General features: G+C 70.3%; 22 protein-coding genes and 1 pseudogene. 13 read left to right on the forward strand and 10 right to left on the reverse strand.

Going from position 1 to position 22225, the window contains the following annotated elements; genetic code table 11:
* Window positions 1-4 precede the first annotated feature (4 nt).
* The 4 genes from QM708_RS12470 to QM708_RS12485 form a co-directional block, all read right to left on the reverse strand.
* Window positions 5-2887 carry a glycoside hydrolase family 2 TIM barrel-domain containing protein gene (locus QM708_RS12470; RefSeq protein WP_415108948.1) on the reverse strand — a complete coding sequence of 961 codons (2883 nt, stop codon included), beginning with the start codon at window positions 2885-2887 and terminating at the stop codon, window positions 5-7.
* A gap of 125 nt (window positions 2888-3012) precedes the next feature.
* A complete protein-coding gene (locus QM708_RS12475) occupies window positions 3013-3921 on the reverse strand; it encodes a carbohydrate ABC transporter permease (protein WP_415108951.1) in 909 nt (302 codons plus the stop codon).
* A complete protein-coding gene (locus QM708_RS12480) occupies window positions 3918-4829 on the reverse strand; it encodes a carbohydrate ABC transporter permease (protein ID WP_415108953.1) in 912 nt (303 codons plus the stop codon). The genes QM708_RS12475 and QM708_RS12480 overlap by 4 nt, the downstream gene beginning before the upstream one ends.
* The gene (locus QM708_RS12485; protein WP_415108955.1) at window positions 4826-6163 is read right to left on the reverse strand and encodes an extracellular solute-binding protein; all 1338 of its coding nucleotides are present in this window, start codon (window positions 6161-6163) and stop codon (window positions 4826-4828) included. The genes QM708_RS12480 and QM708_RS12485 overlap by 4 nt, the downstream gene beginning before the upstream one ends.
* Window positions 6164-6295: 132 nt before the next feature.
* Between QM708_RS12485 and QM708_RS12490 the strand changes: the two genes are divergently transcribed.
* The gene (locus QM708_RS12490) at window positions 6296-6901 is read left to right on the forward strand and encodes a TetR/AcrR family transcriptional regulator (protein ID WP_415108957.1); all 606 of its coding nucleotides are present in this window, start codon (window positions 6296-6298) and stop codon (window positions 6899-6901) included.
* Between the two features lie 58 nt (window positions 6902-6959).
* Here the strand turns inward: QM708_RS12490 and sucB are convergent.
* Window positions 6960-8728: pseudogene (sucB, locus tag QM708_RS12495) on the reverse strand (2-oxoglutarate dehydrogenase, E2 component, dihydrolipoamide succinyltransferase).
* A gap of 128 nt (window positions 8729-8856) precedes the next feature.
* Window positions 8857-10356, reverse strand: a complete 1500-nt coding sequence (locus QM708_RS12500; RefSeq protein WP_415108960.1) for a leucyl aminopeptidase — start codon at window positions 10354-10356, stop codon at window positions 8857-8859.
* Between the two features lie 81 nt (window positions 10357-10437).
* Here QM708_RS12500 and gcvT point away from each other — a divergent pair, with 81 nt between their 5' ends.
* Window positions 10438-11529 carry a glycine cleavage system aminomethyltransferase GcvT gene (gene gcvT / locus QM708_RS12505; RefSeq protein WP_415108963.1) on the forward strand — a complete coding sequence of 364 codons (1092 nt, stop codon included), beginning with the start codon at window positions 10438-10440 and terminating at the stop codon, window positions 11527-11529.
* Window positions 11526-11840 (forward strand): hypothetical protein, encoded by a 315-nt coding sequence (locus QM708_RS12510; protein WP_415108966.1) that lies wholly within the window; start codon window positions 11526-11528, stop codon window positions 11838-11840. The genes gcvT and QM708_RS12510 overlap by 4 nt, the downstream gene beginning before the upstream one ends.
* Here the strand turns inward: QM708_RS12510 and QM708_RS12515 are convergent.
* Window positions 11791-11994 (reverse strand): hypothetical protein, encoded by a 204-nt coding sequence (locus QM708_RS12515; protein ID WP_415108969.1) that lies wholly within the window; start codon window positions 11992-11994, stop codon window positions 11791-11793. The two genes, QM708_RS12510 and QM708_RS12515, sit on opposite strands and share 50 nt — an antisense overlap.
* A complete protein-coding gene (locus tag QM708_RS12520; RefSeq protein ID WP_415108972.1) occupies window positions 11994-12557 on the reverse strand; it encodes a DUF3043 domain-containing protein in 564 nt (187 codons plus the stop codon). Before QM708_RS12520 ends, QM708_RS12515 begins: the two co-directional genes overlap by 1 nt.
* 137 nt (window positions 12558-12694) lie before the next feature.
* Here QM708_RS12520 and QM708_RS12525 point away from each other — a divergent pair, with 137 nt between their 5' ends.
* The 9 genes from QM708_RS12525 (at window position 12695) to QM708_RS12565 (ending at window position 19737) form a co-directional block, all read left to right on the forward strand.
* On the forward strand, window positions 12695-13516 hold the full coding sequence (locus tag QM708_RS12525) for a PspA/IM30 family protein (RefSeq protein WP_415108975.1): 822 nt from the start codon (window positions 12695-12697) through the stop codon (window positions 13514-13516).
* Window positions 13517-13528: 12 nt separating this feature from the next.
* Complete coding sequence (gene pspAA / locus QM708_RS12530; protein WP_415108978.1) at window positions 13529-13816, forward strand: PspA-associated protein PspAA; 288 nt, start codon at window positions 13529-13531, stop codon at window positions 13814-13816.
* Window positions 13816-14841, forward strand: a complete 1026-nt coding sequence (locus QM708_RS12535; RefSeq protein ID WP_415108981.1) for a glycerate kinase — start codon at window positions 13816-13818, stop codon at window positions 14839-14841. The genes pspAA and QM708_RS12535 overlap by 1 nt, the downstream gene beginning before the upstream one ends.
* Window positions 14842-14958: 117 nt before the next feature.
* A complete protein-coding gene (locus tag QM708_RS12540) occupies window positions 14959-15309 on the forward strand; it encodes a HesB/IscA family protein (protein WP_415108984.1) in 351 nt (116 codons plus the stop codon).
* 174 nt (window positions 15310-15483) lie between these two features.
* Complete coding sequence (gene coxB, locus QM708_RS12545) at window positions 15484-16329, forward strand: cytochrome c oxidase subunit II (protein ID WP_415108987.1); 846 nt, start codon at window positions 15484-15486, stop codon at window positions 16327-16329.
* A gap of 1 nt (window position 16330) precedes the next feature.
* Window positions 16331-18028 carry a cytochrome c oxidase subunit I gene (ctaD, locus tag QM708_RS12550; protein ID WP_415108990.1) on the forward strand — a complete coding sequence of 566 codons (1698 nt, stop codon included), beginning with the start codon at window positions 16331-16333 and terminating at the stop codon, window positions 18026-18028.
* Window positions 18025-18438: a cytochrome c oxidase subunit 4 gene (locus tag QM708_RS12555; protein WP_415108993.1), complete on the forward strand. Its 414-nt coding sequence runs from the start codon at window positions 18025-18027 to the stop codon at window positions 18436-18438. Before ctaD ends, QM708_RS12555 begins: the two co-directional genes overlap by 4 nt.
* 159 nt (window positions 18439-18597) lie before the next feature.
* Window positions 18598-19065, forward strand: coding sequence for a hypothetical protein (locus QM708_RS12560; RefSeq protein ID WP_415108996.1), 468 nt, complete (start codon window positions 18598-18600; stop codon window positions 19063-19065).
* A 9-nt stretch (window positions 19066-19074) separates the two neighbouring features.
* A complete protein-coding gene (locus QM708_RS12565; RefSeq protein ID WP_415108999.1) occupies window positions 19075-19737 on the forward strand; it encodes a prepilin peptidase in 663 nt (220 codons plus the stop codon).
* Window positions 19738-19749: 12 nt separating this feature from the next.
* Here QM708_RS12565 and trpD read toward each other — a convergent pair whose 3' ends face one another.
* Both trpD and QM708_RS12575 read right to left on the reverse strand, forming a co-directional pair.
* Window positions 19750-20793: an anthranilate phosphoribosyltransferase gene (trpD, locus tag QM708_RS12570; protein ID WP_415109001.1), complete on the reverse strand. Its 1044-nt coding sequence runs from the start codon at window positions 20791-20793 to the stop codon at window positions 19750-19752.
* Window positions 20790-21275: a response regulator gene (locus QM708_RS12575; RefSeq protein ID WP_415109004.1), complete on the reverse strand. Its 486-nt coding sequence runs from the start codon at window positions 21273-21275 to the stop codon at window positions 20790-20792. Before QM708_RS12575 ends, trpD begins: the two co-directional genes overlap by 4 nt.
* A 323-nt stretch (window positions 21276-21598) precedes the next feature.
* On the opposite strand from QM708_RS12575, the gene QM708_RS12580 reads away from it, so the two are divergent.
* A complete protein-coding gene (locus tag QM708_RS12580) occupies window positions 21599-22225 on the forward strand; it encodes a cytochrome c oxidase subunit 3 (RefSeq protein ID WP_415111416.1) in 627 nt (208 codons plus the stop codon).

Here is a 22225-nt window from a genome sequence, read left to right on the forward strand (position 1 = left end):
GTCCTCACCCCCGCCGGAGAACGAAGCGGAGTGAACAGGCGCGCGGCCGCAACGCGAACTCATGCCACACGTCCGGCCCGCAGGCGCGCGACCCGAGACCGTGCTGGGCGGCGTCCAGGTACAGATGGGTGGCGGTGGGCGCCGGCAGCTCATGCGGATGCCCGGCGCGGGCGATCTGCTGGGCGGTGTGCGCGCTCAGCGTGAACCCCGGCAGCCGTCCGGCCGTATCCGGGACCGCGTCCCAGGTCAGCCAGTCCGCGCCGCCGCGGCGCAGGGTGACCGAGCGCAGATCGCTGCGGTGCCCGGTCTCCTGCGGTCGCGCGTAGTCGGCGCCGAGGCCGGCCAGATCCGACTGGTACCGGCCGACCAGCGCCGCGCGGCGGCTGTCCGGATAGGACTCGTGCGGGCCGGTGCCGAACCACCGGGCGCCGTCGACGGCGGTGGGCAGGTCGAAGCGGACGCCCACGCGCGGCCAGATCAGGTCCCACCCGTCGCCCGGCTCGATGTCGGCCCGCAGGATCACGGCGCCGTCCTGCTCGGTCCAACGGACGTCGGTCAGCACGCTGCGGCGCGAATCGGCGGGCGCCCAGCGGGTGACGACGCGCAGGTCGCCCGGGCCGCCGGTGACCTCCAGGACGCGCCCGGTCAGCCGGTCCAGGCCCGCCCGCTTCCAGGTGTCGGCCAGCGCGGGGGCCGGCGTCGCCGTCCAGGGCGGCAGGGTCGGGTCGGCCAGGTCGTAGCTGCCGAACCCAGCGCCCCGGTCGTTGTCGGTGGGGGCGCGCCACAGTTCGAGTCGCGGGCCCGCCACCGGCTGGCCGTCCAGGGCGACCAGGACGCCGCCGTCGAACTCCGCCGGCCCGAGCCGGGACGGCAGCCGGTCGCCGAGCCGCACCCGAGGCGTCCGTACCGTGGCCGGACGGCCCGCGGACAGTTGCGTCTGGGCCGCGACCAGGACGTGACCTGCGGGCGCCCACGGGGCATCCTCGGCGAGCACCGCCTCGACGGTCAGCCACAGCTCGCCGTCGGACGGTGCCGGGATGCCAGTGCCGGGCAGCGGCAGGGTGACCGAGTCGCCGACCGCGATCACCGGCGCGTCCAGCACGCCGGAGGCGACCGGCTCACCGTCGTGCTCGGCCCGCCAGCGGAACCGGACGTCGCAGGAGTCGGCGCTGTGCCGGCGGTTGCGCACCTCAATGCCCTCGCCGAAACTCACCGTGAACGGGGCCACCACCTGCTTGAACTCGTGCAGGCCGGGCGAGGGTGTCCCATCCGACAGCACCAGGCCGTCCATCACGAAGTTGCCGTCGTGGACGACCTCGCCGAAGTCGCCGCCGTAGGCGAAGAACTCCACGCCCTCGGGTGTGCGGGTGCGCAGGCCGTGGTCGCGCCACTCCCACACGAAGCCGCCGTGCAGCCGCGGGTAGCGCTCGACGAGCGCCTCGTAGTCGGCGATCGCGCCCGGGCCGTTGCCCATCGCGTGCACGTACTCGCACAACAGGAACGGCTTGGTGCGCTGGCGGGCCGATTCGGCCGCCGAACAGCCCAGCAGCAGCGCGCCGGAGTCGTCGCGGCCGATCGCCTCTACCTCGGGCACCGGGGCGTACATCCGCGAGTAGACGTCGGTGAAGGTCCCGGTGTAGTCGCCTTCGTAGTGCACCGGACGCCCCGGGTCGCGGTCGTGAACCCAGGCCGCCATCGCGGCCAGGTTCTGGCCGCGGCCGGACTCGTTGCCCAGCGACCACATCACGATGCAGGGGTGGTTCTTGTCGCGCTCGACGGTGCGCTCCATCCGGTCGAGCAGGGCCGGGCGCCAGGTCAGATCGTCGCTGGGATTGCCTACCCAGCCGCCGGGCTCGAAGCCGTGGGTCTCGTAGTCGCACTCGTCGATCACCCAGAAACCCAGCTCGTCGGCCAGATCGAGCAGGCGCGGGTGTGGCGGGTAGTGGCTGGTACGGATCGCGTTGACGTTGAACCGCTTCATCAGCGCGAGATCCTCGCGCGACCAGTCCTCGTCGAAGACCCGGCCGCGATCGGGGTGGGTCTCGTGCCGGTTGACGCCGTGGAAGATCACCTGGCGCCCGTTGACCAAGAACCGGTCGCCGCGGATCTCGACGGTGCGGAAGCCGAGCCGCAGCGACACCGTCTCGCCGGTGCCGGCCACGGTGGCGTCGTACAGCCGGGGCCGCTCGGCCGTCCAGGGTTCGACGGTGCCCACCTCGACGGGGGCGACGTCGGCGGGGGAGTCCCAGGTCACGTCGATGCCCAGCTCGGGCACGCGCAGCCGGACCGGGTAGGCGTCCGGGGCGGCGACGATCTCGAGATCGATGCTGCCGCGCCCGCCGTCGAATCCGGTGCGCAGCCAGACGTCGTCCAGTGCGCCGGCCGGGCGGAGCAGCACGGTCACGTCGCGGAAGATGCCGGGCATCCACCACTGGTCCTGGTCTTCGAGGTAGCTCGCCGCCGACCACTGGTGCACCCGCACCACGAGCAGGTTCTCACCGGCGCGCGCCGCATGGGTGATGTCGAATTCCTGCGCCAGCCGGCTGCCCGAACCGACGCCGATCTCGACGCCGTTGAGCCATACCTTGTACCGGGACTCGACCCCGTCGAAGCGCAGCAGCACCGAGGAGGCCGCGCCCGCGGCGTCCGGCAAGGTGAAACGCCGCCGGTAGTCACCGGTCGGGTTCTCGTCGGGCACGTGCGGCGGATCGATCGGGAAGGGGAACTGCACATTGGTGTAGGCCGGACGCCCATAGCGCCCGTCCCCGGTCAGCACCCAGTGCGCGGGAACCGGGATGGTGTCCCACGCCGTGTCGTCGAAATCCTCCGCGGCGACGGCCTCGGGCGCCTCGCCGTCGGGCAGCACCCGGAGCGGGCCTCCCGGCACGCCGGGCAGCAGGCGGAACCGCCAATCACCCCCCAGGGCGATCTCGGGCGCATCGCTGCGCAGACGGGCCCGGGCCGGGGTGCGTGAACCGGATCCCGGCCCGGGATCGACGACGTAGTGAGCGTTTACTTGACCGCTCCTTCCGTGAGGCCGCCGCGCCAGAAGCGCTGCAGCACGATCATGGCGATCGCCAGCGGGATCACCGACAGCAGGACGCCGCCCGTGGTCAGCTCGTAGAACTCAGGAAGCCGGTCGACCTGGCTGAGCCAGTTGTTCAGCCCGAGGGTGATCGGGTAGAGGTCGGTGTCGGCCAGCATGACCAGCGGCAGGAAGTAATTGTTCCAGATGCCGATCAGCTGGAACAGGAAGACCGTGACCAGCGCCGGGGTCAGGATGCGCAGGCCGACGGAGTGGAAGATCCGCAACTCGCCGGCACCGTCGAGCCGGGCCGCCTCCAGCAGGGCCTCGTCCACGGTCGCCTGGGAGTAGATCCGGCACAGGAACAGGCCGAACGGGGAGACCAGCGAGGGGATCAGCACGCTCCAGTAGGTGTTGGCCAGGCCCATCTGGCTGAACAGCAGGAACAACGGCAGCGCCGTCGCCGTGCCGGGCACCAGCACGCCGCCCAGGATCAGGCCAAAGATCAGGTTGTTGCCCTTGAACTTGTACTTGGCCAGCGCATACCCGCCCGCGGCCGCGAAGTAGGTCGCCAGCAGCGCGCCCACGCCCGCGTACAGGATTGAGTTCGCGAACCAGCGGACGAAGATACCGTCGTCGTAGGTGAGCACCTGGATGATGTTGTCGACCAGGGCGAAGTTCGGCGCGAACCAGAAGCCGAACGAGGCGAACAGATCCTCACTCGTCTTGGTGGCGGCGACGAAGACCCAGTAGACGGGGACGATGAAGTAGATCGCCACCAGGGTCAGCACGCCGGTCACCAGGATGGTGGAGGCGGTGGTGCGGCCGGCCGAGCGATCGGCGTGTCCGCCGGCGCGGGTCTTGGCGCGGGCTTTCGCCGGGGTGGTGGTGCTCACTGGCCCTCCCGGTTGGTGAGTCGGAGGAACGCGAACGACAAGACGAACGCGACGACGGCGATGAGGACGGCCTGCGCGGCGGCGACGTTGTAGTCGTTGTAGGCGAAGGCGGTGGTGAACGCGGACAGGTTCGGGGTGTACTGGCTGTCGATCGCCGGGGCCACCTTGGTCAGCACCTGCGGTTCGGCGAACAGCTGCAGGGTGCCGATGATCGAGAACACCGTGGTCAGCATGAGCGCGGGCGCGATCAGCGGGATCTGGATCTTGCTGGCAATCTGGAACGGCGTGGCGCCGTCGACCCGGGCCGCCTCGTACAGCTCGCCGGGAATGGCCTTGAGCTGGGCGACGATGATCAGCATGTTGTAGCCGGTGTAGCTCCAGGTCACGATGTTCGCGATGGACCACAGCACCGCACCGGCGCCGAGGAAGTCGACGGTGATGCCCATCCAGGACGCCACGTCGATGATCGGGCTCAGGCCGGGCACGTAGAGGAACGACCACAAGATGGTCGCGATGACACCGGGGACGCCGTAGGGCATGAAGTAGGCCGCCCGGAAGAAGCCCGGCCAGCGCGCCGAGGCCGATTCGAGCAGCAGCGCCAGGATCGTCGCGGCCAGGATCATCACCGGGACCTGGACGATGCCGAACAGCAGCATGCGCCCCAGCGAGGCGATAAAGTTGCCGTCGCCGATCGCCTGGGCGTAGTTGGCGAAGCCCGCGAACTCCGTCCGCACACCCGCCTCGCCGAACAGGCCGCTGCGGGTGACCCGGGTGAAGCTGGAGCCGACCGCCGCCACGATCGGGGTGATGAAGGTGAGCACGAACAGCACCAGGAAGGGTGCGAGAAGAAGCCAGGGTGCGCGGGCGGCCGCGCGATTGCGCCGGGTGACGGACGATGACGTGGTCATGCCTGCCCCTTTCGGATGGTGAGCCCCTTGTTCTGGAAGGCGCGCAGGATCAGGTCCTCGGCCTGGGCGATGGCGTCGACGAAGGTGCCACCGGACGCCTTGCGGCGGAAACCGTCGGAGATGATGTTGAACGACTGCTGGGTGATGGGCCACCAGGTCCAGTCCGGGTTCTGCTGCTGGGCGGCGGGCACGAAGACGTTCTCGTTGTAGCGTTCGCCGCTGAAGAAGGCCGAGGGCTTCGTCCGGCTGGCGCCGATGTAGTGCGGGTTGGCCGACCAGCCGATGCCGCTGTTGGAGATGAGGGCGTCCACCCCCTCGGGGGAGCTGTTCAGCCAGACGGCGAACTCCAGGGCCTCGCGCGGGTGGGCGCTGCTGGCCATCACCGCGGTTGTCGAGCCGCCCAGGTAGGTGGAGCCGAAACCGGTGCTCCACCGGGGCATCGGTGCCACCCGCCACTTGCCGGACCCGCCGGCGACGCCCTCGACCAGGGCGTCCGACCAGCTGGCGCCGGTCAGCGCGGCGAGCCCGCCGCGGGAACAGGCGGCGAACCAGGCCGGCGAGTACGGGGCGTACTCGGTGGTGACCAGGCCCTCGTCGACGACCTTGTCGAAGAAGCGAGCCACCGACAAGGTGGCGTCGTCGGTCATCGTGATCACCCAGCCGTTCTCGTCCGGCTTCAGCCACGCGGCACCGGCCTGGCCGGCCAGCGAGCAGAACAGGCTGGCATCCGACAAGGGGAAACACTCCAGATAGGCCTGCGTCTTGCGGACCTCCCGGGCGACCTCGGCCCACTCGTCCCAGGTCTTCGGGACGGGTGCGCCCACGCGGTCGAGGATCTCGGGCTGGTAGTACCAGCCCATCGGGCCGGAGTCCTGCGGGATGCCGTAGACGCCGCCGGTGAAGCTGACCTGCCCCCACAGGGTGGGGTCGAAGGAGGAGGCGAACTCGTTCGCCCCGTAGCGGGTCAGATCGACCAGGCCGTTGACCAGCATGAACTCCGGGATGGAGCGCATCTCGATCTGGGCCATGTCGGGGCCGCCGTTGGCGGCGAGCGCAGAATGGAGTTTCTGGTACCCGCCGGCGTTGCCGCCCGGGATCCAGGCCACCTTGACCTGAATGTCCGGTCGCTGCACGTTCCAGATGTCGGCGACCTTCTGCAGGTCTTTGAGCCATGCCCAGTAGGTGAGCGTGATCGTCTCGCCGGCGGCTTTGGCGGGGATCGTGGGTTGCGCGTTGATGGACGCCGTGCCCGGCGTCGCGCAGCCGCCCAGTGCTCCGGCCGTGGCCGTGCCGAGCCCCAGACCGAGGAGCCGGCGTCGCGTGAGTGTTCGCATGAGCCTCCACATCATCGTGGTTCGTCTCGAGGGAGGAACTGACTCGAGTGGCGGCAGCGTAACACAATTTCGAGTAGTCACTCGAAATTAGAGAACCAGGACGGCCGCCGCACTCGCGATAGACTGGTGGTGATGACGAAAAAGCGGGCGCGCCGGGGTCCCTATTCCAAGTCCGCCGGACGGCGCGAGGAGATCGTCCACGCCGCCTTCGAGGTTTTCGCCGCACGCGGCTACCTCAGCGGCTCACTCCAGGAGATCGCCGACCGGCTCGGGCGCAGCCAGACCGGCCTGCTGCACTACTTCCCGTCGAAACAGGCGCTGCTGCTCGCCGTGCTGGCCGAACGCGACGTCTCCGCCAAGCCCGCCACCGCACAGGCCGACCCGCACGACCTGCTCGCGGAGGTGCTCAATCAGGCCCGCCACAACGAACAGGTGCCCGGGCTGATCGAGCTGTACACGGTGCTGCTCGGCGAATCCGTCACCGAAGATCACCCGGCCCAGGGATTCTTCACCGATCGCTTCGCCCGGCTGCGGGCGTCCTATGCGCGCAAGCTGCGCGCCCTGGAGAGCCAGGGGCGGCTGCGTCCCGGCGTCGACGTCGACCGGGCGGCGGCATCCCTGGTCGGGCTGTGGGACGGCCTGCAGACCCAATGGCTGCTCGGCGCCCACGAGGTCGACGTGAGCGCCTGTCTGGAGGACTACCTCAACGGCATCCTGCTGCCCGCGGCTTCCTCCTGAGACAACGGCGAAGGGGCCCGCCCGGTCGATACCGGACGGGCCCCTTCGTTCAGATGGATCAGAGGCCGAACTCGGCTCCGAACGCCCCTTCTTCCAGCCGCGCCTTGACGAAGCTGAGGAAGCGGGCGGCGTCCGCACCGTCGACCAGGCGGTGATCGTAGGACAGCGACAGGTACATCATGTCGCGGATCGCGATCACCTCACCCAGGCGCGCATCCTTGACCACGACCGGGCGCTTGACCAGCGCGCCGGTGCCCAGGATCGCCGACTGCGGCTGGTTGATGATCGGCGTGTCGAACAGGGTGCCCGCCGAGCCGTAGTTGGTGATCGTGAAGGTGCCACCGGACAGTTCGGCCGGGCCGATCTTGCTGGCGCGGGTGCGTGCGGCCAGATCGGCGATCTTCTTGGCCAGGCCGGTGACGTTCAGGTCACCGGCGTCCTGCAGCACCGGGACGATCAGGCCCTTCGGGGTGTCCACCGCGATGCCGATGTGCTCGGCGGCCGGGTAGGTGATCGTGCCGGCCTCCAGATCGAGCGTCGCGTTGATCACCGGGAACTGCTTCAGGCCCTCGACGGCCGCCTTGGTGATGAACGGCAGGTAGGACAGCGAGGCGCCCTCGCGAGCCCTGAAGTCGTCCTTGGCGCGGGCGCGCAGCTTGCTGATCGCGGTCAGGTCGACCTCGACGGTCGCGGTGAGCTGCGCGGCGACCTGCAGCGACTCCACCATCCGCTTGGCGACGGTGGCCCGCAGCCGGGACACCTTCTCGGTGGTGCCGCGCTTGGACGAGGCCGCGGCCTCGGCCTGCGGTGCGGACGCCGCGGGTGCGGCAGCCGGGGCGGCAGCGGCGACGGGCGCGGGCGCCGGGGCCTTGGCGGCCTCGGCGGCGGCCAGGACGTCGGACTTGCGGATCCGGCCACCGACACCGGTGCCCTTCACCGAGCCCAGGTCGACGCCGTGCTGCGAGGCGAGCTTGCGCACCAGCGGGGTGACGTAGCCGGGGGCCGCGGACGCCGCAGGTGCGGCCGCCGGGGCGGGCGGAGCCGCCGGGGCCGGAGCCGGAGCGGGCGGTGCGGGAGGCGTCGGGGCGGCCGCCACCGGAGCCGGGGCGGGCGGAGCCGCAGGAGCCGGGGCGGGAGCCGGTGCGGCCGGAGCCGCAGGAGCCGGGGCGGGAGCCGGTGCGGCCGGAGCGGGTGCCGCGGGTGCAGGCGCGGGAGCCGGGACGGCGCTGGCGTCGCCGATGATGGCGAGCACGGCGCCCACCTCGGCGACGTCGTCCTCTTGGAAGCGGATCTCCAAGACGGTGCCGGCGACGGGCGAGGGAATCTCGGTGTCGACCTTGTCGGTCGAGATCTCCACCAAGGCCTCGTCGGCCTCGACGGTCTCACCGACCTCCTTCAGCCAGCGCGAGACGGTGCCCTCGGTCACGGACTCGCCGAGCGCGGGCAGGATCACCTCGGTGCCGGACGCGGCACCGGCGGCAGCGGCCGGGGCGGCAGCGGGTGCGGAGCCGGCGCGGCGGGCTCGGGAGCGGGAGCCGCAGGAGCGGCAGCGGGTGCGGCCGGCGCCGGGGCGGCGGCCGGTGCCTCGCTCGGGTCGCCGATCACGGCGAGGACGGCGCCCACCTCGGCGACATCGTCCTCTTGGAAGCGGATCTCCAACACGACACCGGCGACGGGCGAGGGAATCTCGGTGTCGACCTTGTCGGTCGAGATCTCCACCAATGCCTCGTCGGCCTCAACGGTGTCGCCCACCTCCTTGAGCCAGCGGGAGACGGTGCCTTCGGTGACGGACTCACCCAGGGCGGGAAGGGGAACATTGGTCGGCATGCTCGCGGGCTCCTTCATCAATGACTGGCCTGATCGCGCCCCAGCCTAGCCCTAGGGACGGGCTGCGCACATCCTGGGCCCGGCAGGACTCCGCCGTGTCGCCGAAGTCCTGCCGGTCGAGGCGGCTCTCAGCGGGGGCGTGAGGCCAGGTTGCGGCCCAGCGCCACCAGGGTGCGCACGGCCGAGCCGGTGCCGCCCTTGGGCACGTAGTCGTAGGCGCCGCCGCTGTTCCAGGCTGGCCCGGCGATGTCGAGATGGGCCCAGCGGACGCCGTCGGTGACGAACTCGCGCAGGAACGCGGCGGCCGTCAGCGCCCCGCCCCAGCGGGCCTTGCCGGAGCTGGACAGGTCGGCGACCTCGCTGCTCAGGCCGGTGCGCATCTCCTCGGGAATGGGCAGATGCCAGAACGATTCGCCGGAGGACTGGGCGGCGTCCAGCACGTCGTCGGCGGTCTCGTCGTCGGACGCCATCACCGCGGCCACCCGCTCGCCGAGGGCGACCACGGCCGCACCGGTCAGCGTCGCCACGTCCACGACCAGCTGCGGGGAGTCTTCGCAGGCGCGCGCCAGGGCGTCCGCCATCACCAGACGCCCCTCGGCGTCGCTGTTGACGTTCTCCACCGTCGTGCCGCCGTAGAGGGTCAGCACGTCGGAGGGGCGGTAGGCGGATCCGGACGGCATGTTCTCGGCCAGCGCCGCCCACGCGGTCACCTTGACCGGCAGCTTCAGCTCGGCGATCGCGCCGATGGCGGCGATCACGGCGGCCGCGCCGGCCATATCGCACTTCATGGTGATCATGCCGTCGGCCGGCTTGAGATTCAGGCCGCCGGTGTCGAAGGTGATGCCCTTGCCGACCAGCGCGAGATGCAGGGTGGCGCCGCGGGGCGCGTAGCTGAGCTTCACCAGCCGCGGCGGGCGCTGCGAGCCGCCGCCCACGCCGAGCAGGCCGCCGTAGCCGCCGCGCGCGAGCGCCTTCTCGTCCAGCACTTCGATGTCGAGGCGCTTCTCGCGGGCCAGCGCGCGCGCCGCGTCGGCGAAGGTCTCCGGGTAGAGCTGGTTCGGCGGCGTGTTCACCCAGTCGCGGGCCTGGCAGACCGCGGACGCCACCACCGACGCCTCCGCGATCGGCGTCCTGGCGTCCCGGGCCTTGGTGACCACCACCAGCGACCCGAGCGGGCGGGAGGCCTCCTTGGCGGTGTGCTTGGCGTAGCCGTAGGCGCCCAGCAGGGCGCCCTCGGCGACGGCGCGGACGACCTCGGGCTCGATCGCCTCCAGGCTGAGCGCCACCTTGAGGGTGCGCTCGCCCGCGACGGCGGCCGCGGCGCGCACCGCGTTCCCGGCGGCGCGCCGGCCCTGCTCGGGGGTCACGTCCACCCCGCCCAGGCCGGTGACGACCACGCCGGGCGTGCCGGGAAGCACGACGCAAGTGCCGGGCTTGGACGTCGCGCCGACCGAGCGCGCGGCGGCGAGCAGCGGCGTGGCATGGCGCTTGGCCCACAGCGCCTCCAGGTCGTCGGGCACGCCGACCAGGTAGGGCCCGCTCGATCCTTCGGCGAGGCCGACCACGATCAGGTCGGCGTCCTTGGGGACGGAGGAAGCGGCGGAGATCGACGGCAGTGCGTGAGACACGGTCTTCACACCTCTCTGTTGGCTCGGGCTCAGGCTTCACCCTACTCAGCTTGGCGCCGGCGGTGGGGTAGGTTTTCCGCCATGACCGAGCCGCTGCTCTCCCCGCTGCATGAGCGTCATGTCGCCCTCGGCGCGCGTTTCGCCGAGTTCGCCGGCTGGTCGATGCCTCTGCAGTACGCGGGCGTCGTCGCCGAGCACAAGGCCGTCCGTACCGGCGTGGGTATCTTCGACGTCAGCCACCTCGGCAATGCGCGCGTATCGGGCCCGGGCGCCCGCGCCTTCGTGAACGCGTGTCTCACCAACGACCTGGGCCGGATCGCGCCCGGCCAGGCGCAGTACACGCTGTGCTGCGACGAGGCCGGCGGCGTGGTGGACGACCTGATCGCCTACCTGGTCAGCGACGACGAGGTGATGCTCATCCCGAACGCGGCCAATACCGCCGAGGTGGTGCGGCGGCTCGCCGAGGCGGCCCCCGCGGGCGTGATCGTGGCCAATGAGCACACCGACTACGCGATCGTTGCCGTCCAGGGGCCGTCATCGGATGCGGTGCTCGGCGCGCTCGGCATCGCGGCCGACTTCGACTACATGCAGTTCCGCCCGGCGGTGCTGGACGGCCGCGCGCTCACCGTCTGCCGCACCGGCTACACCGGCGAACGCGGCTACGAACTGGTCTGCCGCGCCGAGGACGCGCCCGCGGTGTGGGACGCCGTGATGGCGGCCGGCCAGGCGCACGGCATCGCGCCCTGCGGTCTGGGCGCCCGCGACACGCTGCGCACCGAGATGGGCTACGCCCTGCACGGCCACGAACTCTCCCTCGACATCGACCCGGTCACCGCCGGCGTGGGCTGGGCCGTCGGCTGGGACAAGCCCTCCTTCTGGGGTGCGGACGCCCTGCGCGCCCTCCGCGCCCAGGGGACGCCGCTGCGCTCGCGCGCCATCAAGGCGGCCGACCGGGCGATCCCGCGCCCGGGCATGGAATGTGTGGACGATGCCGGCGCGGTGATCGGCCGGGTCACCTCGGGTACGTTCAGCCCGACGCTGGAGGCCGGCATCGGGCTGGCGCTGCTGCCGCCCGACTACACCCCCGGCGGCACGGTCGGCGTCCGGGTGCGGCGCAGCGTCGAGACGTTCAGCGTCGAGAAGGCTCCGCTGGTGACGGGATCGGTGCGGTGAGGGGCCGGCGCAAGGTGTGGGCGCACGTCGCGCTGATCGTCATCGGGGTCGGCGCGCTGGTGTGGGCGCTGACCGCGGGCACCCCGCAGATCAGCTGCCGCGACGCGACGATGGGCCCCGGTGACATCTGCGTCAACGCGCAGGGAACCAAGCAGCAGACCTACGAGGAGCGCCTGGCCGCGCACCGCAGCGCCCGCCCGGTCGTCGGTGGCGTCGGCGTGGTGCTCGCGGCGTTCGGCGGCGTGCTGGTGGCCGGCGAGCTCAGGGCAGCAGGCTCATCGGATCGTGCGCGACCCGGTCGCCGTCCATGAGGGTCACCTCGGTGATCCCGGCGTCCAGCAGATCCTCGTAGTAGTCGCTCAGCCACGCCTCGGCGTCCCCGCGCGAGGCGAACTCCTCGCCCAGGCCCGCCTCGGCGGCGGCCGCGGCGTCCACAACGCCGTCGCTGACCCAGCGCCAGGCCATCAGTAGCTGCCCCCGCGCTTGACTCGCGGGGCCGGACGCCGCCAGCGCCGGAAGGTGAACTGGCGGTTGAAGCCGTAGCTGAGCAGCCCCTGCAACGGCGTGCCAGGGTAGCGGTCGGCGAGCACCACCTTGTACTTGCGCCACATCACGAAGGTGTCGAGCATCATCAGCCCGATGTAGCCCCACGACACGAACAAGAACCACTGTGACATCTCGACGAGCCCGGGCACCATCGACATCGCCATCGTCACCAGCAGCAGCGCGAACAACACCGGCATCGCGAACTCGGCCAGGTTGAAGCGGGAGTCGACGAAGTCGCGCAGCAGCACCCGGGCCGGCTCGGCGTCTTGGGCGGTCAGCGCCTTCTCGCGGGCCCTGGCCTGCGCCTCGCGCTCGCGGCGGCGTGCCTCCTTGGGGGAGAGCTGCGGATTCAACCGTGCGCGCCGGGCCGCTTCGGCCTCGCGACGGCTCGGCGTCGGCACCGCCTTCTTCGCGCCGGGCGTTGACTGGGACGCCGTCGGCTGCGGCTCCTCGACGGGCTCGGACTTCTTGAACAACGCCACGGTTCCTCGGCTTCGGACTGGTCGGTCGGGTGATCGGCGTCCAGTCTAATGCCGAGCGGCCCCTCACCTGCCGGAACGCGCGCGGCGCGGGTAGGCTGGCGACCGTATCTCGTCCCACGGAAGGACCTCAGAACCCCATGGCCGGTTTGTTCGAACGCCTCAAGCTCATCTTCAACGCCAAGGCCGACGCGGCGCTCGACAAGATGGAGGATCCGCGCCAGACGCTGGATTACAGCTATCAGCGCCAGCTCGAGTTGCTGCAGAAGGTGCGCCGCGGCGTCGCCGACGTCGCCACCAGCCGCAAGCGGGTGGAGCTGCAGGCCAACCAGCTGGACGCCGAGATGAAGAAGCTCACCCTGTCGGCGCAGCGCGCCCTCGAGGTCAACCGCGAGGATCTGGCCCGCGAGGCGCTCACCCGCAAGTCGGGCCTGCAGCAGCAGCTCGACGACCTGATGACCCAGCATGCGCAGCTCCAAGGCGAGGAGGAGAAGCTGGTCCGCGCCTCCACCCGCCTGCAGGCCAAGGTGGACGCCTTCCGCACCCGCAAGGAGACCATCAAGGCCACCTACTCCGCTGCCGAGGCGCAGACCCGGATCAACGAGGCCTTCACCGGAATCAGCGAAGAGATGGGCGATGTCGGCCTGGCGATCCAGCGCGCCGAAGACAAGACGGCGCAGATGCAGGCCCGCGCCGGCGCCATCGACGAGTTGCTCGCTTCGGGTGCGCTGGAGGATCCGTCGCACACCTACAAGGACGACATCACCCGCGAACTCGACGCGCTGGCCTCGGGGTCGCAGGTCGAGAACGAGCTGGCCGCGCTGAAGGCGTCCATGGGGGCGATCGGCACCGGTCCCGCCGCGGCGGCCACGCCGCAGCTGCCTGTCGGCACGCCGGTGGACGCCGACGTCACCGAGGTGACCCCGACCACGCCGCCCGCGCCGGGCAACGGCCAGGCCTGAGAGGGGAATGTGATGATCGTCCGGATTCTCGGCGAGGGCCAGTACCGCCTATCCGATGCCGAACTCGACATCCTGAACGCCCTCGACGACGCGGTGGAGTCCGCCGCCCGCGCCGGCGACGCCGACGAACTCAAGCGTGCGCTGCTGCGGCTGCTGGAGGAGGTCCGCACCCAGGGTGAGGAGTTGGACGCCGACCTGCTGGTCGACTCCGACCTGATCCTGCCCGACGCGGACGCCACGGTCGATGAGGTGCGCACCTGGATGGGCGAAGACCCGGCGTATTCGGGGTTGCTGCCCTAGTGCGCGTACTCATCGGCACGGACCGGATCGGGGCCCTCGCGTCGGCTGACGCGGGGGCCGCGCTCGGTCGCGCCTTCCTCGCGGCCCGCCCGGGTGTGGAGGTCGCGGTGGTGCCGATGGGTTCCGGCGGGCCCGATCTGGCCGCGGCGCTGGCCGCGTTGGGCGACGACTCGGTCGTCGTCGGCGATCCGGACGCCGGCCGCACCCGCGGCGTCCATCACGATCATGTGCATGGCGACGAGGAGCCGACCGGCGTCGATGTCGCCTCCACCTCGCTCGGGGTGGGGCAGGCGCTGGCCGCCGCGTTGAGCTCGCGGCCGCGGCGCGTGGTGGTCGACCTGACCGGGCTGATCACCCACGACGGCGGAGCCGGGATCCTCGCCGCTCTCGGTGCCCGCGCCGACGTCCCGCTCGACCGGGGAGTGGGTGCGCTCGGCGGGCTGGGCTCGATCGATCTGGCCCTCGCCCGCGAGCGTGTCGGCGCCACCGAACTCGTCGCCGTCATCGACCCGGGCGAACTCGGCGATCTGCTGCTCGGCCTGCGCGGGCTCACCTCCCGCCGCGGGCGTGCCGCGGGCACCGACCCGGCCGTCATGCTGGCCGCGGACGCCGCCCTGGGCTCGCTGGCCTCCGCGCTCGGCATCCCGGACGCCCCGGGGCTCGGCGCAGCCGGGGGAGCGGTGCTCGCCCTCACGGCGCTGGGTGCCTGGACCACCGGCGGGCCGGCGCTGTGCGCGCAGATCGCGCACCTGGAGCGCACCGCCGCTCTCGCCGACGTGGTGATCACCGGTGCCGACCAGGTCGATTTCGCCACTCGGGGCGGGCATGTGGTGCCCGAGATGGCCGCGATCGCACAGCGCTCGATGCGCCCCGCGGTGGTGGTGGCGCGCGAGGTCGCGGTCTCGGGGCGCGAGTTGCGGACCTTCGGTGTCGAGGTCGCCTATCCGCTCGGTGGCGATGCCGGGCTGAGCGCCGACGAGCTCACCGAACGGGCCGCCGGAGTGGCGCGGAGCTGGACCTGGTGACGGACGAAGTTCGTCCGTGGTTGAGGTTGACCTAAACTGTGGTAGTACGTCAGCGGAATACGCCGCGCCGAGCGCGACGTTGAGGCGGCACCCAGCATCAACGGAGGAACCATCCACATGAGCGTTGACACGCAGACCCAGGCCGACGGCATCATCCTCACCGAGGTTGCCGCCCAGAAGGTGCTCGCCCTCTCGGCGAGCGAGGGCGAGGAAGGCCTTGCCCTGCGCATCTCGGTGGCGCCCGGCGGCTGTGCCGGTCTGCGCTACCAGCTGGCCCTCGACGACCGCGAGCTCGATGGCGACGTCGAGAAGGAGTGGTTCGGCGTGAAGGTCGTCACCGACCGGATGAGCGCGCCCTACCTGTCGGGCGCGACCATCGACTTCGTCGACACGATCCAGCAGCAGGGCTTCACCATCGACAACCCGAATGCGGGCGGTTCCTGCGCTTGCGGCGACAGCTTCAACTGACGCCCGGCCGACCAGGTCACGATTGGGGCACGATCCCCTCAGCACGAGCGTCCCGCCGCCTCCTGGAGAGGCGGCGGGACGCTCGTTTGGGTTAGTCTGACGGCGAGCATCGACAGCTCGACCGGACGCTGCCCGCAAGCGGAAGGTCGGCTCCAAGCATCGGAAGGGTGTGACGTGGCTTCGAACAGTTCCTCCTCGGCCGCGCGGCGCGCCGTGGGCCTGACCGCCGCCATTGCCGGCGCGCTGGCTCTCAGCGGCTGCTCGCAGGAAACGTTGGAGCAATGGGGCCGATGGGGGCTTCCGGAGGCCGCGAGCGATCGCGCCCCGTTCATCGGCAACCTGTGGAACGGCGCCTGGATCGCGTCCATGGTGATCGGTGTCATCGTCTGGGGCCTGATCTTCTGGACGCTCATCCGCTACCGCCGCCGCCACGACGGTCATGTGCCGCGCCAGACCAAGTACAACCTCCCGATGGAGATCATGTACACGCTGGTGCCGTTCCTGATCATCGGCGTGCTGTTCTTCTTCACCGTGCAGGCCCAAAACGGCGTCCTGGCGAAGGAGGAACAGCAGCCGGTGCACAAGATCGACGTGATCGGCCAGAAGTGGTCGTGGTCGTTCAGCTACCTGGAGGCCGACAACCCGGCCATCGGTGCCGATGCGCACACCATCGGCACGATGGAGAACCTTCCGACGCTCTACCTGCCGCTGAACAAGCCGGTGCGGTTCAAGCTCGACTCCGCCGACGTGATCCACTCCTTCTGGGTGCCCGACTTCTACTTCAAGCTCGACGTGATTCCCGGGCGTACCAACAGCTTCGACGTGACGCCGACCAAGCCAGGCCGTTTCCTGGGCAAGTGCGCTGAACTGTGCGGCACCTACCACGCCGCGATGGTGTTCAACGTCGAGGTGCTACCCGAAGCGGAATACAACAAGAAGGTCAAGGAGATTGCCGCTCTCGGCGGCGCCAAGCCCAAGATGCCGGCCTTCCCGGCCACCGGTCCGAAGCAGGAGGGCTGACATGACGACCGCTCGTGTTGACGCATCCGCGGTGCGCGTGGAGCGCAAGGAGAAGATGGGTGCCCTGATCTGGTCGTGGATGACCACGACCGATCACAAGGTGATCGCGAAGCTGTACATCTGGACGGCGTTGGCGTTCTTCGGCTTCGGCGGTCTGCTCGCCCTCGCCATCCGAGCCGAGCTGGCGTTCCCGGGGCTGCAGTACCTGCACTACGAGACTTTCAACCAGTTCTTCACCATGCACGGCACGATCATGCTGCTGATGTTCGCCACGCCGATGTTCGCGGCGTTCGCCAACGCGCTCATGCCGCTGCACATCGGTGCGCCGGACGTGTCGTTCCCGCGCTTGAACATGTTCAGCTACTGGCTGTACTTGTTCGGTTCGCTGATCGCGTGCGCGGGCTTCCTCAGCCCGGACGGCGCGGCCTCGTTCGGCTGGTTCGCCTACGTGCCGCTGTCGGATGCCATCCACTCCCCGGGTGTGGGCGGCGACCTGTGGCTGGCCGGCCTCTACCTGCTCGGCCTGTCCTCGATCCTGGGCGCGGTGAACTTCATCACCACGATCGTCACGATGCGCGCGCCGGGCCAGACCATGTTCCGCATGTCGATCTTCACCTGGAACATCCTGGTCACCTCGATCCTGATCCTGGTCGTCTTCCCGGTGCTCGCCGCCGGCCTGCTGGTGCTGCTGAGCGACCGCGTCCTCGGCACGCACATCCTCGATTCGGGCACGGGCGGCGCCATGTTGTGGCAGCACCTGTTCTGGTTCTTCGGCCACCCCGAGGTCTACGTGCTGGCGCTGCCGTTCTTCGGCATCATCACCGAGATCATCCCGGTGTTCTCCCGCAAGCCCATCTTCGGCTACATCGGCCTGGTCGGCGCCACACTCGCGATCGGCGCGCTGTCGATCTCGGTGTGGGCGCACCACATGTTCGTCACCGGCGCGGTCAACCTGCCGTTCTTCTCGTTCATGACCTTCATGATCGCGGTGCCTACCGGTGTGAAGTTCTTCAACTGGATCGGCACGATGTGGAACGGCTCGATCCGTCTGGACAGCCCGATGCTGTTCGCGGTCGGCTTCCTCACCACCTTCCTGTTCGGCGGCCTGACCGGCGTCATCCTGGCCTCGCCGCCGCTGGACTTCCAGGTGTCCGACACCTACTTCGTCGTCGCCCACTTCCACTACGTGCTGTTCGGCACGGTCGTGTTCGCGATGTTCGCCGGCTTCTACTTCTGGTGGCCGAAGTTCTACGGCTACATGCTCGACGAGAAGCTCGCCAAGCTGCACTTCTGGCTGATGTTCGCCGGTTTCCACCTGACCTTCCTGGTCCAGCACTGGCTGGGCATCGAGGGCATGCAGCGCCGCATCGCGAACTACTTCGAGTTCGAGGGCTTCACCTTCCTCAACCAGGTGTCGACCGTCGGCTCCTTCCTGCTGGGTATCTCGATGCTGCCGTTCCTGTGGAACGTGTACATCAGCCACAAGAACGCGCCCCGGGTGACCGTGGACGACCCGTGGGGCTGGGGCCGTTCCCTGGAGTGGGCCACCTCGTGCCCGCCGCCGCGGCACAACTTCACCAGCCTGCCGCGCATCCGTAGTGAGGCTCCCGCGTTCGACCTGCATCACCCCGAGATCTCGGGTGTGGACGCCGGTCACGGCACCGCCATCGATTCCAAGACCGAGGAGGGCCAGCGGTGAAGACCGAAGCCAAGATCTTCCTGTTCCTGGTCGTCTTCTTCCTCATCGACGTCCCGGCCTACGCCTACATCACCTACATCCAGGACGGCGCGGTCGAGGTCATCGGCACCACGGCGCTGGCGCTCACCCTGCTGGCGAGTGGAATGATCTGGGGCCTGCTGTTCCTCACCGGCCGCAACAACGGCCCGCGTCCGGAGGACCGCAAGGAGGCCGAGATCGTCGAGGGTGCCGGCGCGCTCGGCTTCTTCCCGCCGACCTCGATCGTCCCGTTCTGGACGACCGTGGCCATCGCGGTGATGTTCCTGGGCGTGGTGTTCGGCTGGTGGCTGACGCTGATCGGCGCCGGGGTCGGCCTGTGGGCGGCCTTCGGCTGGGCCTACGAGTACTACGTGGGCGACTACAAGCACTGAGTCATTGACGCGCAGCGCTGGGGCGGATCCGTTACCGGGTCCGCCCCAGCGCTGTTTCGCGCGCGCGTTCGGCGCTGCCGGACTTTTTCGCCGTTCGCGCTCACAATGACCGCCTTCCTCAGGCCTTCCTGGATAGGAAGCCGTGGAAGGAGAGAACCGATGACGTACGCATGGGTGGACGCCGCGCCGTTCCGGGCGCACCTGTTGCACGTGAGCGCCGCCACCCGACTGCCCTGGCGGGTCCTTGCGGTGCACGCGGGGGTGCCGCTGAAGCTGGCCGAGCGCGTGGTAGCCCGTCCGGTCGGCCAGAAGCTGCCGGCGGTGTACGCCACCCGTCTGCTCCGGCTGACCGCGGCTGACGGCCCCCGCATCCGCACCGGCCAGGTCTGGGCGGCGGGAACGGCGGCGCTGCTGACCGCGATGCTGGCGGCGGGCGCCTCCCCGGCGGCGCTGGCCTCGATGCTGGGCTGTACCGCCGACCATGTCGTCGCGCTGGCGTCGGGGTCGATCACCCGCACCACGATCGAGATCGCGCTGCGGGTGCAGGTGAGGCAGGAGCTGACCCACCGCTCGAAGGCGAGCGGCGCGGGTGCCCCGATGGTGCCGGCGCGCAGCCAGGCTGCGTAGGCTGACGCCGTGTCCTGGCCCGCCGCGATCGTCGCGCTCACCCTCGCCGGGCTCACCTGCGCACTCACACCGGCGGTGTTGCGTGCGCTGCCCGAGCCGATGGGTCCGGACACCGTGGGCAAGCCCGGTTACGCCGCGCTCGCCACACCGCGGTTCGCGTGGGGCGTGGGCGCGGTGAGCCTGGCCGGTGGGCTGATCGCCTTCGGCGCGCTCCCCGCGGAGCATTGGCTCGCCTGGGTGGCGCTCACATCGGTCAATGCCCTTGCCTGCGTCATCGACGCCCGCACGACCTGGCTTCCAGCCCGCCTGTCCCACGCGGGCTGGGTGATCGCGGCCGCCGGTGTGCCGGTCGTGGCCGTGTCCCATGGCTCGGCCTGGCCGGTGCTGGGCGCCGCCGCCGGGGCGATCGCGCTTGGCGGGGGATTCCACCTGCTGTGGCGGCTGAGTGGGGCGTTCGGCTACGGCGACGTCCGGCTGGCCGCCACGATCGGGGCGGTCACCGGGCTGGTGGACGCCGATCTGGTCTGGGTATCGGCGTTCGCGGGCACGATGGTCGGCGCGCTGATCGGTATCGGGTTCCGGCTGGGCGGACGCCGCGGCGCCTTCCCCTATGGTCCCGGCCTGCTCGCCGGGCCGTTCGTCGCCCTAGGCGTCCGTGCACTCATGGGCTGAGGCCGGAGCGGATCAGCCCGCCAGCGACTGGGTGAGCTGGGCCCACTCCTCAAGGCGGTGCTTCGCGACACCCGAGTCGATGGCGGAGGCGGCGCGTTCCATGGGTTCGCGCAACTGCTCCTCCAGCGGCACCCCGTGCCGGGGGCCGTCGAAGGCCAGCAGGCCCGCCGCCGCGTTGAGCAGGACGATGTCGCGCACCGCGCCCGGGGCGCCCGCGAAGGTATCGCGGACCACCTGGGCATTGAACGCGGGGTCACCGCCGGTCAGGTCGCCCGCGGACGCCGGCGCGATGCCGAGCCCGGCCGGGTCGAGGGTGGCCTTCTCGACCGCGCCGTCGGCCATCACCCACACGTCGCTGACCGTGGTGGTGGTCAGCTCGTCGAGCCCATCACCGCCGTGGAAGACCAGTCCACGATTGCCGCGCGAGGCGAGCACATCGGCGACCAGCGGCGCCATCAGCGGATCGGCGACGCCGATCGCCTGCGCGGCCGGGCGAGCCGGGTTCGACAGCGGGCCGAGGAAGTTGAACGTGGTGCGGATGCCGAGCTCGCGCCGGGGCGCGGCGGCGTGCCGCAGCGAGGGGTGGTAGTGGGCGGCGAACAGGAAGACGATGCCCACCTTGTCGAAGACCTCGGCCTGCGCGGCGGGGGAGAGATCGAGCACGACGCCCAGCTCCTCCAGGCAGTCGGCGGTGCCGCACTTGGAGGAGGCCGCACGGTTGCCGTGCTTGACCACCTTCGCCCCGGCCGCTGCGGCGAGCACCGCGGCCATCGTCGAGACGTTCACCGTATTGGCGCGGTCGCCGCCGGTGCCGACGATGTCGACGGCCTCATGCGGCAGGTCGATCGGGCGGGCGTTGTCGAGCATGCCCTGCACCAGCCCGGTGAGCTCGTTCGGCGTCGCGCCCTTGGCCTGCAGCGCCACCATGAAGGCGGCGATCTGCACCGGCGTGGCCTCGCCCGAGAGGATCTCGTTCATCGCCCACAGCGTGGACTCGCGATCGAGGTCCTTGCCCTGGACCAGTCCGGTCAGCAGGTCCGGCCAGCTGCGGCTCACCGAACCGTCGCCTCACTGGCCAGGCGGGTGCGCAGGATGCCCGCCACGGCCTCGGGAAGGCGGATCGGATCGATCGGGTAGGCGACGACGGCGTCCGCGCGGGACCAGGTCGCCAGCCAGGCGTCCGCCACGCGTGCGACCAGCAGCAGCACCGGCGGGCAGTTGGCGATCTCGTCCTTGACCTGGCGGCACATGCCCATGCCGCCGGCCGGGGTGGCCTCGCCGTCCATGATGACCGCGTCGATGCCGCCGGCATCCAGTGTCTTGGTGACCGCGTGATGGGTGGCGCACTCGACCACCTCGATCTCGGGCAGATCGGAGGCGACGCGGCGTCCGAGGGTCAACCGGACCTGGTCGCGCACGCTGCGATCATCGGAGTAGACCAGGATCGTCGCCTTGGGGGCGGGCGCCGACGCCTCGGCGGCGTGGGAGGCCCCCAGTGCCTCGGTGATCTCGGCCACGTCGGCTGCGTCGTCGCTCATCGGGTTCATACCTTTCCCAGGGTCGATGCCCGCCATCCTAACCCGCACGCTCGCGGGCGTGCACGGCAACCCGCGCCGGGGCGTAGCAGACCCCTGTCCGGAGCCATCGAGACGCGCTCGGAATCGCCAAAAGACACGGTCAGGTCACGAACAGTCATCATTTTGCGTCCCGGCCCACCCCCAACGTGACCCGGGCCGCTTTCCCCGCAATAATGGCGCCCGTGGCGAATACAGCGAAGTCGAGCACGGTACCGGCCATCCCGCATGGAGCGCTCCATCCGGTCGCGCCCGCGCGCCTGCACGGTATCAAGGGCAAGCCGGACATGGTGGCGGTCGGCACCGTCATCTGGCTCGCGAGCGAGCTGATGTTCTTTGCCGCGCTCTTCGCGGCCTACTTCAACCTGCGCAACCACACCACCGCGATGGCGGCCGAGGGGCAGCAGACGATGTGGCAGTGGGGTTCGGCCCACTTCATGCAGGACTGGTTCGGCATCCAGCTGCCGTGGTTCTCGATCATCAACACCACCATCCTGGTACTGAGCTCGGTGACCTGCCAGGTCGGCGTGATGCGGGCCGAGAACGGCTTCGTCTCGCGCACCGGCGGCCTGCTCAACGTGGCCAAGTGGGGCATGCGTGAGTGGTACGTGCTCACCTTCGCGATGGGCTCGTTCTTCATCGGCGGCCAGGCTTTCGAGTACTACCAGCTGGTCTCCGAGGGCTTCCTGCTCGGAACGAACGCCTACACCTCCGCCTTCTACCTGGCGACGGGCTTCCACGGTCTGCACGTGCTCGGCGGCCTGATCCTCTTCTTGTTCATGCTCGGGCGCACGTACGTGGCGCGTACCTTCACCCATGAGCAGCGCGTCCATGCGATCGTCACGTCGTACTACTGGCACTTCGTCGACATCGTCTGGATCATCCTGTTCTTCGTGATCTACATCATCCGATGA

The organism is Propioniciclava sp. (assembly GCF_047602245.1).
Taxonomy (GTDB): Bacteria; Actinomycetota; Actinomycetes; order Propionibacteriales; family Propionibacteriaceae; genus Propioniciclava.

Excerpts from the sequence above, each read along its gene's own strand:
- QM708_RS12480 (WP_415108953.1), bottom strand. The coding sequence starts at position 4,829 with ATGACCACGTCATCGTCCGTCACCCGGCGCAATCGCGCGGCCGCCCGC.
- QM708_RS12485 (WP_415108955.1), bottom strand. The coding sequence starts at position 6,163 with ATGCGAACACTCACGCGACGCCGGCTCCTCGGTCTGGGGCTCGGCACG.
- QM708_RS12490 (WP_415108957.1), top strand. The coding sequence starts at position 6,296 with ATGACGAAAAAGCGGGCGCGCCGGGGTCCCTATTCCAAGTCCGCCGGA.
- gcvT (WP_415108963.1), top strand. The coding sequence starts at position 10,438 with ATGACCGAGCCGCTGCTCTCCCCGCTGCATGAGCGTCATGTCGCCCTC.
- QM708_RS12515 (WP_415108969.1), bottom strand. The coding sequence starts at position 11,994 with ATGGCCTGGCGCTGGGTCAGCGACGGCGTTGTGGACGCCGCGGCCGCC.
- QM708_RS12525 (WP_415108975.1), top strand. The coding sequence starts at position 12,695 with ATGGCCGGTTTGTTCGAACGCCTCAAGCTCATCTTCAACGCCAAGGCC.
- pspAA (WP_415108978.1), top strand. The coding sequence starts at position 13,529 with ATGATCGTCCGGATTCTCGGCGAGGGCCAGTACCGCCTATCCGATGCC.
- QM708_RS12540 (WP_415108984.1), top strand. The coding sequence starts at position 14,959 with ATGAGCGTTGACACGCAGACCCAGGCCGACGGCATCATCCTCACCGAG.
- ctaD (WP_415108990.1), top strand. The coding sequence starts at position 16,331 with ATGACGACCGCTCGTGTTGACGCATCCGCGGTGCGCGTGGAGCGCAAG.
- QM708_RS12560 (WP_415108996.1), top strand. The coding sequence starts at position 18,598 with ATGACGTACGCATGGGTGGACGCCGCGCCGTTCCGGGCGCACCTGTTG.
- QM708_RS12575 (WP_415109004.1), bottom strand. The coding sequence starts at position 21,275 with ATGAGCGACGACGCAGCCGACGTGGCCGAGATCACCGAGGCACTGGGG.
- QM708_RS12580 (WP_415111416.1), top strand. The coding sequence starts at position 21,599 with ATGGTGGCGGTCGGCACCGTCATCTGGCTCGCGAGCGAGCTGATGTTC.